Annotated in this window: 10 protein-coding genes; 6 read left to right on the top strand and 4 right to left on the bottom strand. The window is 72.1% G+C overall.

Annotation, left to right across the window (positions count from 1 at the left end; translation table 11 throughout):
• Window positions 1–362: 362 nt before the first annotated feature.
• On the top strand, window positions 363–1,013 hold the full coding sequence (locus C6W10_RS20570) for a M23 family metallopeptidase (protein WP_234359247.1): 651 nt from the start codon (window positions 363–365) through the stop codon (window positions 1,011–1,013).
• Between the two features lie 109 nt (window positions 1,014–1,122).
• The gene (locus C6W10_RS20575; protein ID WP_159104680.1) at window positions 1,123–2,811 is read left to right on the top strand and encodes a hypothetical protein; all 1,689 of its coding nucleotides are present in this window, start codon (window positions 1,123–1,125) and stop codon (window positions 2,809–2,811) included.
• A 37-nt stretch (window positions 2,812–2,848) separates the two neighbouring features.
• Here C6W10_RS20575 and C6W10_RS20580 read toward each other — a convergent pair whose 3' ends face one another.
• Window positions 2,849–3,028, bottom strand: coding sequence for a hypothetical protein (locus C6W10_RS20580; protein WP_107259677.1), 180 nt, complete (start codon window positions 3,026–3,028; stop codon window positions 2,849–2,851).
• Window positions 3,029–3,258: 230 nt separating this feature from the next.
• On the opposite strand from C6W10_RS20580, the gene C6W10_RS20585 reads away from it, so the two are divergent.
• Both C6W10_RS20585 and C6W10_RS20590 read left to right on the top strand, forming a co-directional pair.
• Window positions 3,259–3,867, top strand: a complete 609-nt coding sequence (locus C6W10_RS20585) for a flavodoxin family protein (protein WP_107264131.1) — start codon at window positions 3,259–3,261, stop codon at window positions 3,865–3,867.
• 168 nt (window positions 3,868–4,035) lie between these two features.
• A complete protein-coding gene (locus C6W10_RS20590; protein ID WP_107259679.1) occupies window positions 4,036–6,366 on the top strand; it encodes an LLM class flavin-dependent oxidoreductase in 2,331 nt (776 codons plus the stop codon).
• Between the two features lie 71 nt (window positions 6,367–6,437).
• On the opposite strand, the gene C6W10_RS20595 is transcribed toward C6W10_RS20590, so the two are convergent.
• The gene (locus C6W10_RS20595; RefSeq protein WP_107259681.1) at window positions 6,438–7,838 is read right to left on the bottom strand and encodes an aminotransferase class I/II-fold pyridoxal phosphate-dependent enzyme; all 1,401 of its coding nucleotides are present in this window, start codon (window positions 7,836–7,838) and stop codon (window positions 6,438–6,440) included.
• Window positions 7,839–8,022: 184 nt separating this feature from the next.
• Between C6W10_RS20595 and C6W10_RS20600 the strand changes: the two genes are divergently transcribed.
• On the top strand, window positions 8,023–10,710 hold the full coding sequence (locus C6W10_RS20600) for a M14 family zinc carboxypeptidase (RefSeq protein WP_159104681.1): 2,688 nt from the start codon (window positions 8,023–8,025) through the stop codon (window positions 10,708–10,710).
• Between the two features lie 155 nt (window positions 10,711–10,865).
• Here the strand turns inward: C6W10_RS20600 and C6W10_RS20605 are convergent, their stop codons facing one another.
• Window positions 10,866–11,807 carry an aldo/keto reductase gene (locus C6W10_RS20605; protein ID WP_107259685.1) on the bottom strand — a complete coding sequence of 314 codons (942 nt, stop codon included), beginning with the start codon at window positions 11,805–11,807 and terminating at the stop codon, window positions 10,866–10,868.
• A 46-nt stretch (window positions 11,808–11,853) separates the two neighbouring features.
• On the opposite strand from C6W10_RS20605, the gene C6W10_RS20610 reads away from it, so the two are divergent.
• Window positions 11,854–13,365, top strand: a complete 1,512-nt coding sequence (locus tag C6W10_RS20610) for a PLP-dependent aminotransferase family protein (RefSeq protein WP_234361357.1) — start codon at window positions 11,854–11,856, stop codon at window positions 13,363–13,365.
• Here C6W10_RS20610 and C6W10_RS20615 read toward each other — a convergent pair.
• Entirely contained in the window at window positions 13,328–15,493 is a 2,166-nt protein-coding gene (locus C6W10_RS20615) for a glycogen debranching N-terminal domain-containing protein (RefSeq protein ID WP_234361358.1), read from the bottom strand. The two genes, C6W10_RS20610 and C6W10_RS20615, sit on opposite strands and share 38 nt — an antisense overlap.
• Window positions 15,494–15,549: the final 56 nt, after the last annotated feature.

A 15,549-nucleotide genomic window follows, 5' to 3' on the forward strand; every position in this document is an offset into this window, starting at 1 on the left:
CTCTGCTCACAGGATGGCCGGTCGGGTGGGGTGCGACGCATCGCCGACCGGGAGCGTCGCCGACGGGGGCCAGGGTTGGTCTGATTTGATGCCGGGTCGCGACGGCGGCCGTCCCGGTACGCGGGTTCGCGACGGTGGGAGCCGAAGATCAGGATCCTGTCGGCCGTCATCGTGGGGCTGGGTAGCCGTCGCCGGCCCGGACGGGCGACGAGCTGACGGAGAGGTGGTTGCCCGCCACCGATCCGTCTCGATGCACCTGCGAGGCTATGGCACCCCGCCGGATTAAATCAATCGATGAAACAAACTCCCCTGCCGGGTACCCGCCGGCCGGCGGGTTGCCGTCGTCTGCCATCCTCGGGGCGGTGACGACCGGCCAGCCGACCAGACGCCGTGCCCGGCGCCGCCCACGGAGCCGTACCACCAGGATCCTGTTGACCATCACCGCGATCGGGTCGGCCGTGGTCGTGCTCGCGGTGGCCGTGATCGCCGCGGTGCTGCTCTGGCCACCCGGTCCGCGCCCGCTCTTCCAACTGCCGGTGGCCTGCGGCGAGGCGTGGCAACTCGGCACCTATCCCGGGCACGACGACTACGACGTCGACCTCTTCCCGACCGAGGGCGAGGCGTGGGGGCGGCCGGTGCTGGCGTCGTACGGCGGTCGGGTCACGGTCGCCGGGATCAACGGTTCGCTCGGCGGCCGTACCCCGGAGAACCCGGACGGTCCGCGCGGCCGGGGCGGCGGCTACTGGGTGAAGATCGACCATGGCGGCAAGTGGGAGACGCAGTACCTGCACCTGCTCGAACCGCCGCTGGTCGAGGTCGGTCAGCGGGTCGAACAGGGCGAGCAGATCGGACGGGTCGGCAGCACCGGCAACTCCGGCGCGCCGCACCTGCACTACGAGCAGCGGCAGGGCTGGCAGAAGGTCGAGGCGTACTTCGACGGCGAGCCGTCCGGCATCACCCACGACGACACCGAATACACGGTCACCCGGACCAGCGGCAACTGCCCGCAATAGACAGCTTTCTATATTGGTACTCCGGGCATATGCTCGCGGTGCCCTGCCGGCGGCAGCGCGGCACCCGGCCGGCGGAGGACGCGGGAATGCTGGCCACCGGAGGAACGCGATGCCACGGCGATCCGGAACACCACACCGGGCACTCTGCGCCGTCGTACTCGCGGTGATGCTGCCGGTGCCGCCCGCCGCCGCCGCGCCGGCCGGCTCCGGGCCCCCGGCTGGCCGCGACGCCCGGGCGGCGGACTTCGCCGTCTTCGGCTTCAGCCAGTCCGACGTGCACGAGGAGGACCCGCAGGTCTACGAACTCGTCCCCGACGTCACCATCCGGGCCATCGGGAAGTGGTCCACCAACGGCGACGAGGCGGCCGACTACAACTTCGAGCAGATCCGGCGCTACCACGCCAGGGGCATCACCTTCATGGGCAGCGGGACGGCCAGCGTCATCTTCCCGCACGACTTCGCCAGCACCGAGATCTTCGACGACATGTCGACCCGGGACGCGGAGAACAATCCGGTACCGCACGACGAGTTCGGCTTCCCCGACCCGGCCCGCCGGGGCAACATCTTCAATCCGAGGTACCGGGACTACCTGCTCGACTGGGCGAAGATCCAGATCGACGGCGGGGTGGACGGGATCAACCTCGACGAGGTCAACGCCGGGTTCAGCGGCGGGCAGAAGTACGGCTTCAACGGCAACGAGGGCTTCGACGACCACGCCATCGCCGACTTCAACCGGTACCTGCTGGCGAAGTACCCGGCCTTCACCGCCGCCGACTGGAAGTCCCGGTTCGGGATGACCGACGACAACCTGGTCCGCCCCGACGTGCCGGCCGACGACCTGACCGGCAACTTCAACTACCGCGACTACCTGCGGGCGGGCGGCTGGCACCTCGACCCGCTCAACCCCGGCAACCCGATGGCCGCCGAGTGGGGACGGGTCACCGCCAACCGGATGTACGCCGACGACCACTCCTTCACCGCCAGCTACCTGCGGCGGTACTGGAAGGAGCTGGTGGACGAGCTGCGGGCGTACGCCCGGGACAGCGCGGACCGGCACCTCCTGGTCAGCTCGAACGGGCTGCTGCCGTACGTCGACTTCAACAGCGTCGGGATGTATCCGTGGAACCCCGACGAGCAGACCCCCGACTTCCGGGGCGCCGACTACGTGCCGGTGGTCGACGGGCACCTCAACGGGGCGAAGTCGTTGCAGGCCAACTACCGCTACCTGAAGGAGCGCAACCGCGAGATCGCCGGTGACGTGCCGGTGGCGGTCTTCATCGACTGGCCCAACGACATGATGACCAACTACCAGAACCTGCCGCTCGCGGAGAAGCGGGACTACTGGCAGATCTTCGGCGCCGAGGCCTACGCCAACGGGCTCTTCCCGGCCTTCCACCTCAGGGACACGGTCGGCGGCCCGACGGCGGAGCAGGCCGGGATGCTCGGCTTCTTCCGGACGTACACCCGGTTCTACCGGGAGCACCGGGCGCTCTACCGCGGCAACGCGCACGCCGCGCAGCAGGTCCGGGTGAGCACCGGCAACGTCGCGGCGAGCCTGCTGGTGCAGCGCGGCAGTGGGGCGCGGACGCTGCACCTGGTCAACCACAACTACCAGCGGGGCATCATCCCGCAGACCGGCGTCGACGTACGGGTGGAGCTGCCCTCCTGCCCCCGGCGGATCACGCTGGTCTCGCCCGACTTCGCGGGGTCGCGGGTGCCGGCCTGGTCCTGCCGGCACAGCCGGCTGTCGGTGACGGTCGACCGGCTCGACTACTACGGGGTGCTGGTGCTGGGCTGACGCCGGGGGTTCTCGGCGGCGGGACCGGGCCGGGCGGCTACGACAGCGTGGCCCGGGTCAGCTCGTAGCCGTTTGCGGTCAGGGTCCGGGTCATGTGCTCGGCATACCACTGCGGCCAGTCGGGGTCGGCCCGGCCGAGTTGTTTCTCGTGCTCCCCGTGCGCCTCCGAGGCCCGCTTGAGCGCGTCCAGCAGCCGCTCGGTCATGTTGGTCTCCACCGCCGGTCTCCCACCCTTCCGCACCGACTTCCGACGACTGTGCCACACCGGGCCGGAGCTTCGGGCCGGTTTGTCGGTGCCGTCCTTCCGTCGGACGGCACCTGCCGGACATTCGCTGGATCGGGCCGGCGGACGGGTGGACGGGCGCGTGGCGATCTCCGGCGATGGTTCGGCCGGAGACCGCCGGGGTAGGGATCTCCGGGTACCGGAAGATCGAGCTGAGGAGCGACATGCCCACCCTGCGTGCCCTCGTCCTGTGCTGCACCCTCAAGCCCTCCCCCGCGCCGTCCAGCGCCGAACTGCTCGGCCGGGAGGTCCTCGCCGCGCTGGCCGACCACGACGTGCAGGGCGAGGTGGTCCGGGTGGTGGACCACCGGGTCAGATTCGGTGTCTCCACCGACGAGGGCGACGGCGACGAGTGGCCGGCCATCCGGGCCAAGCTGATGGAGTCGCAGATCCTCGTCGTGGCCACCCCGATCTGGCTGGGTCAGCCCTCCAGCGTCTGCAAGATGGTGCTGGAACGCCTCGACGCCGAACTCTCCGAGACCGACGAGCAGGGCCGGCTGCGGACCTACGGCAAGGTCGGCGCGGTGGCCGTGGTCGGCAACGAGGACGGGGCGCACCACGTCACCGCCGAGGTGCTCCAGGCACTCAACGACGTCGGGTTCAGCGTCGCCGCCGCCGCGTCCACCTACTGGGTCGGCGAGGCGATGGGCGGTACCGACTACCGCGACGCCGGGCCGAAGCCGGAGACCACCGGCGCCGCCACCAGGACACTGGCCCGCAATGCCGCACACCTGGCGCAGCTGCTGGCGGCGCGGCCGTACCCGTCGAGCTGACCCGCCAGCTCGGGAACCGTTCGGTCGGCCCCCTCCGGGAGTCCCTGGAGGGGGCCGACGCTGCTCCGAACCCCGCGCGGAATATGTTGCTCGCCATATGAGTTGTCTGGCAGAAGATGTTCCACTTAGAGTTCCTGTCGGTTGACCGACGGGGCGCGGAGGTAAGCAATGCCCGATTACGGCCATGAGCTGCTCTTCGGGGCGTTCATCACGCCCAGTGCGGAGGCGCCCGAGCGGGTGGTGGAGCTGGCCGAGCTGGCGGAGTCGGCCGGACTGGATCTGGCCACCTTCCAGGACCACCCCTACAACCCCGGCTTCCTCGACACCTGGACCCTGCTGAGCTGGGTCGCCGCCCGTACCGAGCGGATTCGGGTCTCGGCCAACGTGCTCAACCTGCCGCTGCGCCCGCCGACCGTGCTGGCCCGGGCCGCCGCCAGCCTCGACCTGCTCTCCGGAGGCCGGTTCGAACTCGGGCTCGGCGCCGGGGCGTTCTGGGACGCGATCGAGGGGATGGGCGCCCGCCGGCTCGGCGCCGGCCCGGGGGTGGCGGCGCTGGACGAGGCGATCGACGTGCTGCGCGGGGTCTGGGACACCGCGACGGCGGGACCGCTGCGACTGCCCGGCGAGCACTACCCGGTACCCGGAATGCGGCGCGGCCCCGCGCCGGCGCACGAGATCGGGATCTGGCTGGGTGCGTACAAGCCCCGGATGCTGGCGCTGACCGGGCGCAAGGCCGACGGATGGCTACCGACCCAGGAATACCTGGACACCCCGGACCGGGTCACCGCGAACCGGTTGATCGACGAGGCGGCGGTCGCGGCCGGACGCGATCCCCGGCAGATCCGCCGGCTGCTCAACATCATGCAGGTCGACTTCTCCGCCGCCGGACGCGGCTTCCTACAGGGGCCGCCCGCGCAGTGGGTCGACCAACTGCTCCCGCTCGTCCTCGACGAGGGGTTCAGCGCGTTCCTGATCGGCCGGGACGACCCGCGCCTGCTCCAGACGTTCGGCCGGGAGGTGGCACCGGCACTGCGCGAGGCGGTCGCCACCGAGCGGCGCAAGAACGGCACCGCGACCGGGCCGGTCCGGCCCTCCGTCGCGCTGGCCAGGCGACACCGGGGCATCGACTACGACGCGTTGCCGGTCGCGCTGGCCGGGCGGGCGATCGAACCCGGCGACCCCGAGTACGACCGCGTCCGGCACAGCTACAGCCGGCAGGGCTCGCCCGCACTGGTGATCCGGCCGGAGAGCGCCGCCGAGGTGGTGGAGGCGCTCGGGTACGCCCGGTCGCAAGGCGTGACGATCTCGGTACGCAGCGGCGGGCACGGCATCAGCGGCCGCTCCACCAACGACGGCGGGATCCTGCTGGACCTGTCGAAGCTGAACAGGGTCGAGGTGCTCGACCGGGCGACCCGGCGGATCCGGCTGGAACCGGGTGCCCGCTGGGGGCACGTCGCCCGGGCGCTCGCCCCGTACGGCCTGGCGATGAGTTCCGGCGACTACGGCGACGTCGGCGTCGGCGGGCTCGCCACCACCGCCGGGATCGGCTATCTGGTCCGGAAGTACGGGCTGACCATCGACCACGTCGTCGCCGCCGAGATCGTCACCGCGGACGGGCGACTGCTCCGGGTCGACCGGGACCACCACCCCGACCTCTTCTGGGCGGTACGCGGTGCCGGCGGCAACTTCGGCGTCGTCACCGCCCTCGAACTGGAGGCGTACGAGATCGGCAACGTCGTCTACGCCCAGCTCGTGGTGGACGCCTCGGAGCCGGCCGAGCTGCTCCAGCGCTGGGGCGGGCTGGTCGAGCAGTCCCCCCGGGAGATCACCAGCTTCCTCTCCCTCTTTCCCGCCCGGCGCGGTGCCGCACCGATGGCCCAGGTCACCCTGGTCTACGCCGGTGACGACGTCGAGGCGGCCGAGGCAGCGCTGAGCCCGTTCCTGGAGATCGGACCGGTCCTCGACCAGCAGGCCCAGCTGGTGCCCTATCCGGCGATCGTCGCGCCGCCCGGCAACCAGCATCGGGGCCAGGGGCTGGTGGACAGCCACAGCGGCCTGCTGCACCACGTCGACGCGGCGGCCGCGAGCGCGATGGCGAAGATGATCCGCTCCGGCGACGTACTGGTGATGCAGCTCCGCTCCGTCGGCGGCGCCGTCAACGACGTCGCCCGGGACGAGACCGCCTATCCACACCGGACCCAGAACTTCTCGGTGCTCGCCGCCACCGTCCCGCAGCGGCGGTCCCGGCTCGACCGGCACTGGGCCGAGCTCTATCCGCACCTCGACGGCATGTACCTCAGCTTCGAGGTGGACACCGCACCGGAGCGCCTGCTGGACGCGTTTCCCGAGCCCACCCTCGGCCGGCTGCGCGCGCTCAAGGCGGTCTACGACCCCGACAACGTCTTCGACCGCAACTTCCCCATCCCGCCCGCCGAGGCCGCCGGGCAGGACGACGCGGACCGGTCCGCCGCCGACGAGGGAGCCGAGCCCGGCCCGTGAGACCGGCGGGGCGGCCGGCGGGCGGCCGCGCGGGGGTCGGTGCGCCGGCCCTCGCCGGGACCGCCGGCCGGTCAGCCCCGGTGCGCCTCGCCGAGGGTACGGGCGATCCGGGTGTGCTGGTCGTGCGGCAGGGTGGTACCGATCCGCACGTGCGACCTGCCGTCGCCGTACGCGACGAACGGGGCACCGGAGGCGATCCCGATGCCGTCGGCGGCCAGCGACCGGATCGCCGCCCCGGCGTTGCGGACGTGCACCCAGACGGAGAGCCCGGCCACACCGGTGGGGGCCAGCCCGTGCTCGTGCAGGGCCCGGACCATCCGCTGCCGGCGCTGCCGGTAGCGGGTGCGGGCCAGCCGGATCGCCGCCTGTGTCTGCGGGTCGGTGAGCATCTGCGCGAGGGCCCGCTGGGTCAGCACCGACGGCCAGCTGCCGGTCGCCCGCTGCCGGGCCCGGACCCGGGCCACCACCCGCCCGATCCCGGCCAGCGCGCCGACCCGCAGGTGCGGTCCGTGGGACTTGTTCCAGCTCCGCACCAGGAGGGTCTGCTCCGGCAGGTACTCGCCGAGCGAGACGTCCGGGGCCGGCGCGAGTTCGTGCGCGGTGTCCTGCTCGACGATCACGATGTCCCGGTCGGCGAGCATCGGCACCAGCGCCTGGGCACGCCGCCGGGACAGTGCGTGGCCGTGCGGGCTGGCCATCCTGGACTGGAACAGCAGCATCCTGGGCTGGGCGGCCAGGGCGAGTTCGAGCGCCTCGGGCAGCGGTCCCTCGTCGTCGCAGACCACCGGGGTCGCCCGGGCCCGGTGGTCCTCGACGATGTCCAGCAGCGAGGCGGCGGCGACCTCCTCGACGACCACCCGGTCGTGCGGGTGCAGCAGCACGTCGGCGACCCGGTGCACGGCGTCGTGCGCACCGCTGGTCACGGTGAAGTCCTCGGCCTCGAACGGCCAGCTCGGGTCCAGCACGGCCGCCAGGTGCGCGTCCACGGTGTCGTCGGGATAGCTGCGCCAGCGGGCGCCGTGCACCGCCTCGGCCATCGGGCCGGCCAGGTCCGGCAGCAGGGCCGGGTCGGGAAGGGCGGTGGAGAGGTCCAGCCGGACCCGGGCCGGAGCCGGCAGGCTGGCGTAGCGGCGGCCGGCGAGCCGCCCCGGGCCACGGACGAAACTGCCGTGCCGCCGATCGGAGTGGATCAGCCCGCGTTGCCGCAGTTGGGCCCAGGCCGACGCGATCGTGGTCGGGCCGACGTGCAGCGCGGCGGCCAGGGCGCGCACGGTGGGCAGGTGCAGCCCCGCGCCGAGTTCCCCGGAGTAGATCAGGTGGCCGAGCCGGTCGGCTATCCCCCGGGCCGACCGGTCGGTGAGCATCAACGCGAGCGCGCGGGCGTGCAGCCGATCCGGCCGGCGGGTGGGCACCTCGGCGGCGGCCCGGTGGAACCGGTCGCCGATCCCTGGCTGCGGCCCCCCGGCGATCATGGCTCTTGATACCTCGCGGCCCGTACCCGGAGCAACAGTGTTGAGGCATTCTTGAGCTTCCGCCCAGCGGGACCGAAGACCGAACAAACGCGAACAGCGACCCCACTGTGGATCTTCATTCACACCGCTAGCGTTCAGGCACGGTCGATCTACGACGACTGATGTCGAGTCGAAAGGTCCCGCGATGCTCAAAACCCGCCCCCCGTTGTTGTACACCGCCTGTGTCGGCCTGTTGGCCCTGGTCGGCTCCACCGCCGTCGCACCAACCGCCACCGCCGGCCCCGGTCTCGCCGAGGCCGCCGGCACCGCGCGGGCCGCACCCATCCCCACTCCGGAACAGCACTTCGGCTTCAAGATGGGCGCCGAAGGGAAACTGGCCGGCTATCCCGACGTGCTCCGCTACATGAAACTGGTCGCGGAACGCTCCGACCGGGTCGACTACGAGACGATCGGCCGCACCACGATGGGCAACGAGTACGCCACCGTGCTGATCAGCGCGCCGAAGAACCTGCGCCGGCTGGACCGCCTGGTCGAGATCAACCAGAAGCTCTCCGACCCGCGCAACACCAGCCCGGAGGAGGCCCGCAGGCTCGCCGGGGAGGGGGTGCCGTTCTACCACCTGGAGGCGACGATCCACTCCAGCGAGGTCGGCAACGGACAGGCGATCAACGACATCGTGCACCGGCTCGCCACCGAGGACTCGGAGTTCACCAGGAACGTCCTGAACAACTCGGTCATCGTGCTGGTCCCGTCGCAGAACCCGGACGGCCAGCACCTCATCATCGACCACTTCAACTCCACCGCCGGGACGGACTACCGACGGACGTACCCGGACCTCTACCACAAGTACACCGGGCACGACGACAACCGCGACTGGACGATGTTCACCCAGATCGAGGCGCAGTACCGGCTGGCGCTGGAGAAGAAGTACCGGCCGGCGATCGTGCACATCATGCACCAGAAGGGGAACACCGGCAGCCGGATCTTCGTACCGCCGTACGGGGGGATCACCAGCGAGAACGTGCCGGCGAACATGAGTTCCTCGGTCTCGGCGATCGGTCAGCACGCCGCCCGGGCCCTCGCCGCCGCCGGCAAGACCGGGGTGGGCAGCCTCGACTACCACATCTTCTGGACCCTGGAGCAGCCGGTCGGGTTCTTCCCGTTCACCGGCTCCGGCGTCTACCTGACCGAGATCGCCTCGGTGACCGACTACGCCTACCCGCAGGTGTCGCCGGACGGCCGCCCGCTCGGCCCGCAGCAGGCCAGGATGAGCCTGATCGAGCCGTACCGCTCCAACACCTGGACCCTGGCGGACATCGTCGACTACGCGAAGATCGCCACCTACGCCGGGATGGAGTACACCGCGAATAACGGCCGGGACCTGCTCTACGACAACCTGTACGCGGTGCCGCACGAGTACATGACCAAGGGCGTACCGGCCGGCAGCTACGCGTTCGTGGTCGACGCCGAGCAGCGTGACCCGTACGCGACCTTCGAGATGCTCCAGCGTCTGGAGTGGACACAGGTGGAGATCGACCGGGCCACCTCGGAGTTCGTCGCCGACGGGAAGCGCTACGGCGCCGGCTCATATGTGATCAAGATGCGGCAGCCGCGCGGCAACTGGGCGCACCAGGTGCTCGGCACCGACCGGTACCCCGAGGTGCGGGACTGCGGCGACTGCCCGGTGCTGCTGCCGTACGCCGAGGCGACGACCAGCCTGCCGCTGCAACTCGGGGTCGACGTCGCCGAGATCCGCGCGCCGTTCGAGGCCAGCCTGGAACGGGTCGCCTCGGTGAAGCTGCCCCAGGTGACGATGCCGCCCGCCCCCGGCGACCGGGGTGCCTACCTGGTCCGCCCCGAGTCGTACGGGACGATCCAGATCGTCTCGGCGTTGCAGGACGCCAACATCCCGACGTTCCGCGCCGCGCAGGGGTTCGACGCGCAGGGCGGCAGCTATCCGCCCGGTACCTACGTCGTGCCGGCCACCCCGCAGGCCCGCAACGTGCTGGCGACCGCCTCGGCGAAGGTCGGCCTCCCGGTCACCGCGGTGGCCCGGGCGCCGCGCGTCGCGGGGGTGCAGCTCAAGCCGCAGACCCGGGTCGGACTCTTCCGGGGCGTCGGCAACATGCCGGGCGGCTGGGACATGTGGCAGTTCGACCAGTACGGCATCAACTACGACGTCGTCGCGGCGCAGGACTTCCAGCGGAAGTCGCTGAACGAGCTGTACGACACCATCGTCCTGTCGCACGGCATCTCCAAGGACGACATCGTCGAGGGCCTCGACCCGAAGGAGTACGCCGAGAAGTACTCCTGGGCCTACGGGGTGGGCGACAAGGGCTGGCGCAAGCTGGCGCAGTTCGTCCGGAACGGCGGCACGCTGCTGGCGATCGGCAGCTCGGTGGCGACCGTGCAGGAGCTGCTGAAGCTGCCGATCAAGCCGGCCCTGCCCGACGACGAGGACGAGTTCGTCACCGGCGGCAGCCTGCTGCACCAGGAGTTCGACCCGACCAACCCGGTCGCCTGGGGCATGCCGGAGTCCTGGCCAATCTGGCTCTACGACACCCAGGCGTGGGAGCTGACCGGCAAGGGGACGGTGGTGTCGAAGTACCCGGCCGAGGGTGAGGTGCTGGCCAGCGGATACCTGCGCGGCGCCGAGCACATCCGGGGGACGGTCAACACCGCCTCCTTCGACGTCGGCAAGGGCCAGGTGGTGACGTACGGCAGCGAGATCACCTTCCGTACCCTGCCCCGGGCGCAGTTCAACCTGCTGTACAACGCGATCTACCACGGCCCGGCGGCCGAGGTGGACGCGACCGGGCTCCAGCAGCTCCGGCCGAGGTTCGGGCCGGACGGCGCGCTCGCCGGACGGTAGCCCGGCCGGCACGGCACCGGGTCCGGGTGGTCACCGTCGAGGTGGCCACCCGGACCCGCGTCCGGTTCCCCGGCACCGCACGCCCGCGCCCGCCCCCGATCCGCCGGGCCGGCTCGTCGGGCCGGGTTCCGGGCCGTCGGCGCCCGGCAGCCTGGTCAGGCGGCGGCGTCGAGCCGGGCCCGCTGTTCGGCGGTGAGCACCAGCGCCACCCCGGCCAGGGCCTCCCGCAACTGGGCGACCGTGCTCACCCCGACGATCGGGGTGGCGGCCGGGTTGCCCCCGGTCAGCCAGGCGAGCACCACCTGGTTGCGGTTGGTGCCGGTCTCGGCGGCGATCTCGTCCAGTACGGCGAGCCGGCGCTCGGTGCCGGGGTGCTCGTACTCCGGCGGCAGCGGCTTGTCCGCCCGGGTGTACTGGCCGCCGAGCAGCGGCGTGTACGCCCAGAGCGACATCTCGGGGTGGGACTCCAGGTAGTCGACGACCTCGTCGCTGACCGCACCGAACCGGTGCACCACGCTGGGTCGGGTCCCGGGGCGGGGCCGGAGGTAGCTGAGCTGCTGCTGCACCGCCGTGAACCCGGTCATCCCGTTCGTCCGGGCGATCTCCCGGGCCCGCTCCACCCGCCAGATCGCGTGATTCGAGCAGCCGAGCGCGCCGACCGTACCGGCGGAGACGAGTTCGTCGAAGGCGGCCACCGTCTCCGCCAGCGGCGTGCGGCGGTCCTCCATGTGCGCCCAGTAGAGGTCGACGTGCTCCACGCCGAGCCGGCGGAGGCTGCCGTCGATCCCGTGCTTGATCGCCGAGGCGGAGAGGCCCTCCGCGGTCTCCGGGAACCGGCCGGCCACGGTCGGCTCACAGCCCACCTTGGTGCTGATCCTGATCCGGTCGCGTACCCCCGGGCGGCGGGCCAGCCAGCGGCCGAGCAGTTCCTCGCTCTGCCCGCCGTACCCGCTGGGGTCCGCCCAGAAGGCGTAGCAGTTGGCCGTGTCGATCCAGGTGCCGCCGGCCTCGACGAAGTGGTCCAGGAGTTCGAAGGAGCGCCGCTCGTCCTGGACAGTGCCGAAGAGCATGGCGCCGAGCGCGATGTTGTGGGTCATGACTGAAACGGTAGGCGCGATCGGACGGGCGGTACGCTCCAATATCGTGGCAGAATCCCAGACCAATTCCGCGTGGGCCACCCTGCTGGAGATCGAGCCCCGGGAACGCGCCCGGCGTCCCCTGCACGACCGGCTGACCCGGGCGCTGCGGGCCGCGATCCGGGACGGCCGGCTCGCGACCGGCGCCGCCGTACCGCCCAGCCGGGCGCTCGCCGAGGAACTCGACTGCTCGCGGTGGGTGGTGACCGAGGCGTACGCCCAACTGGTCGCCGAGGGCTACCTCGCGGCCCGGGTCGGCTCGGCCACCCGGGTCTCGTGGTCGCCGGAGACCGCACCGGCACGCCGCCGCGCGGTGCCCGGACCGGCGCTGCCACCGCTCCGCTACGACCTGGCGCCCGGCCTGCCCGACCTGCGGGCCTTCCCCCGCCGACGCTGGGCCGAGGCGGTGCACACGGTCACCGGCTCGGCCGCGCGGTACGACCTCGGTCCACCCGACCCGGCCGGCCATCCGGCATTGCGCGGCACGCTCGCGGAATACCTGCGCCGGTCGCGCGGCGCCGACGCGCAGCCCGGGTCGGTGCTGGTCTGCGCCGGCATCACCGACGGGCTGTTCCGGATCTGCCGGGCGCTGCGGGCGGAGGGGATCGCCGAGGTGGCGGTGGAGGAGCCGGGCTGGGGTCGGCTCCGGGACGCGGCGGCGAGCGCCGGGCTGCGGACCGTCCCGGTCCCGGTGGACCGGGACGGGCTGCGGGTGGCCGAGCTGACCCGGGCGGGCGGGGTGCGGGCGGTGGTGGTCGGCGCGGCGCACCAGTTTCCGACCGGGGCCATGCTCAGCCCCGGCCGCCGGGCCGAACTGGTGCGCTGGGCGCGGGCGGTCGACGGGTACGTCGTCGAGGACGACTACGACGCCGAGTTCCGCTACGACCGCCGGCCGATCGCGGTGATGCAGGGCCTGGACCCCCGCCGGGTCTTCCTGGTCGGCTCGGTCAGCAAGACCCTCTCCCCCGCCCTCGGCCTGGGTTGGACGGTGGCACCGCCGGCCCTGCTGCCGGCACTCCGGTCGGCGAACGCCGTCGCGGCGCCGCCGCCGGTGCTGGACCAGCTCGCCCTGGCCACCTTCATCGACCGGGGCTGGTACGACACGCACCTGCGGGCGGCCCGACGCCGGTTCCGGACCCGACGCGACCTGCTGCTGCGCGAACTCGCCGTCCGGGTGCCGGACGGCCGGGTGGCCGGCACCGCCGCCGGACTGCACGTCCTGCTGCACCTGCCGGCCGGCACCGACACCGCTGCGGTGGTCGCCGGGGCGGAGGCGGCCGGACTGCGGCTGGCGGACCTCGACGCGTACCGGGTGGAGCGGGCCGGGTCGCCCGCGCTGGTCCTCGGGTACGGCAACATCACCGATGCCGAGATCCCACCGGCGGTCGCGCTGCTCCGGACCGCACTCGACCTGGCCGGGGCGGCCGGCCGACGCCGCCAGCAGCCCGTGCAGGTTCCCGGTCTCCGGGGCGCGGTCGAGGTCAGGGCACCAGCCGCAGGTGGCCCTGCCGGCCGTTGACCTCGATCTCCCAGCGCTGGCCGAAGCCCTGTACCCGGTTGAGCTGGATCCGTCCGAACCGCTCCGGGACCTCCGGGTCGAGCACGAACCGCCCCTCGACCGCCTCCAGCCCGAACATGGTCCGCAGGAAGAGCAGCGGCGCGGCGCTGGCCCAGGCCTGCGGATTGCAGGCGGTCGGGTACGGCACCGGAACCCGGCCGAACGAGCGGTCGTAACCGGAGAACGCCTCCGGCAGCCGGTTGTCGGAATACCGGGCCGCCTCCAGCATCGCCTCGATGATCCGGTTCGCCTCCGCCCGGAACCCGTACCGGGCCAGCCCGTGCGCGACGAGCGAGTTGTCGTGCGGCCAGACGGTGCCGAGGTGGTAGCCGATCGGGTTGTAGCCGCGATCGCGGGTCGACAGGGTACGCACGCCCCAGCCGGAGAAGAGTTCGTCGGACATGAGCTGCCGGGCCAGGATCGCGGCCCGCTCCGCCGGCACGATGCCGCTCCAGAGCAGGTGTCCCATGTTGGAGGTCATCGCGTCGATGGGCTGTTTGTCCCCGTCCAGCCCGAGGGCGTAGTAGCCGCCCCGGTCGTCGAGCCAGAAGTCCCGGTTGAACCGGTCGGCCAGCTCGGCGGCATCGGCGCGCAGCCGCCGGGCCAGCTCCGGATCCGCGTACGGGCCGTCGGCGAGTTCGGCCAGCCGCAGCTTCGCGTCATAGGTGTAGCCCTGGATCTCGCAGGTCGCGATCGGCAGCACCGGGATCGTCCCGTCGGCGGTCTGCACCCCGTTCCAGGAGTCCCGCCAGCACTGGTTGCCGAGCCCCTGGGTGGACCGGGTGGCGTACTCGACGTAGCCGTCGCCGTCCGAGTCGCCGTACTCGTCGATCCAGTGCAGCGCCGCGTAGGCGTTCTCCCGCACGTCGTGCAGCAACCGCTCGTCACCGGTCCAGCGCCAGTACTCCGAGAGCAGCACCAGCCAGAGCTGGGTGGTGTCGGCGGCGCCGTAGTACGGGTTGTGCGGCTTGACGCCGAGTCGGGTCAGCTCGCCGCCACGGTACTCGTGCGGCATCTTGCCCGGCTCGCGGTCGGTGAAGTCGTCCAGGTCGACGGCCTGGTGCGCGGCGAGGGTCAGCAGGGTGCCCCGGGCGAGTTCCGGCCCGCCGATCAGCGCCTGGTAGGCGGTGATCACCGAGTCCCGCCCGAAGAGCGTGAGGAACCACGGCAGCCCGGCGGCGGTGAAGACGATCCGCTCCCCGGCGATCTCCTTCTCGACCCGCATCGAGACCAGGTCGGCCACGGACTGGTGGTAGACGTCGCGGACCAGGTCCGAGTCGGCGTGCACCTCGGGTCGGCTGGACCGCCACCGGCCGGTCGAGTCGTCGTCCCTGCCGACCTCGAACACGTCGCCGAACTCTCGACGGGTCGGCACCACGTGCACGCTGACGTAGTGCAGCGGCACGTGCAGCTCGACCTCCCAGCTCTCCCCCGGATGCAGCAGGAGGTCCCAGACCAGGTCGTCGCCCTCGATCCGGCTCGCCGGCGGGACCGCCCGGATCTCGGTGCTGACCGTGAACCCCTCGTTGCGGTAGCCGAAGCTGAGCCGGGAGCCGTCGGCGGTATGTTCCCGGACGATCTGGCCGGAACGGTCCCGGAGCTGCTCCTTGACCTCGAAGAGGTCGGCGAAGTCGACGTCGACCGCCAGCCGCAGCTCGATCGGCACCGGTTCGTCGGCGAAGCACTGCACCGAGATCCGCTCGAACATCCCCTCGCCGACGAAACGCTGCCGGCGGATCCCGACCCGGTTGGCGGGCAACTCCGGCAGCTCCGCGTTGGCCAGGAAGAACGCCGCCGAGTAGGGGTCGACCGAGCTGGAGCCGAGCAGCAGCGGCCGGACGCCGCCGAGCAGGAGTTCCCAGCGGCTCAGGAACCGGGTGTCCTCGTGGATCAGCCCGCCGATCGAGCCGGCCGGCACGTCCCCGGTCGCGTCGGAGAGCATGAACGACAACCCGTCGAGTACGCCGACCGCGTCCGGGCCCAGCTCGGGCGGCAGGTCCCGATCCGTCCCGCTCGGCACCCGGCCGCCTGGCGCCGGCTCGGGGCTCGGGTCGGCGGGGGTGGGCCGCCGTCGACCGGTCGTCGTCACGCACACCTCCGAGAGGAGAAGCGGATTGCGTGCATATAACCCGTAATGGTACTGGC

The organism is Plantactinospora sp. BB1, assembly GCF_003030385.1.
Taxonomy (GTDB): domain Bacteria; phylum Actinomycetota; class Actinomycetes; order Mycobacteriales; family Micromonosporaceae; genus Plantactinospora.